Here is a 539-nt window from a genome sequence, read left to right on the forward strand (position 1 = left end):
AGGTTTTGTATCCCAATGGAGCCTAGCGGGATCGAACCGCTGACCTCCTGCGTGCAAAGCAGGCGCTCTCCCAGCTGAGCTAAGGCCCCTCTTCCCTCTCAAAACTAAACAAGACGTAGCCAAGTGCTTCCGTTGTAATTGTATTCGGACTAAAATCCTTGTGAAAAAGATGTCCTGCCTAAGAAATCAGGATTTCTTGTCAGACCCCTATGTTCATACGGATTTCTTAACGTTCTCATAACTTACTTTTCCTTAGAAAGGAGGTGATCCAGCCGCACCTTCCGATACGGCTACCTTGTTACGACTTCACCCCAATCATCCATCCCACCTTAGGCGGCTGGCCCCTTAAAGGTTACCTCACCGACTTCGGGTGTTACAAACTCTCGTGGTGTGACGGGCGGTGTGTACAAGGCCCGGGAACGTATTCACCGCGGCGTGCTGATCCGCGATTACTAGCGATTCCGACTTCATGGAGGCGAGTTGCAGCCTCCAATCCGAACTGAGATCGGCTTTCAGAGATTAGCTTGCCGTCACCGGCT

1 tRNA gene and 1 rRNA gene are annotated in these 539 nt (G+C 51.6%); both read right to left on the bottom strand.

Annotation, left to right across the window (positions count from 1 at the left end):
- Window positions 1-16 precede the first annotated feature (16 nt).
- Window positions 17-89 (bottom strand) — tRNA-Ala (locus AC4HAN_RS09970).
- A 167-nt stretch (window positions 90-256) separates the two neighbouring features.
- Window positions 257-539 (bottom strand): 16S ribosomal RNA (locus AC4HAN_RS09975); the annotation flags it as partial.

Source organism: Streptococcus sp. ELY_86 (genome assembly GCF_058314495.1).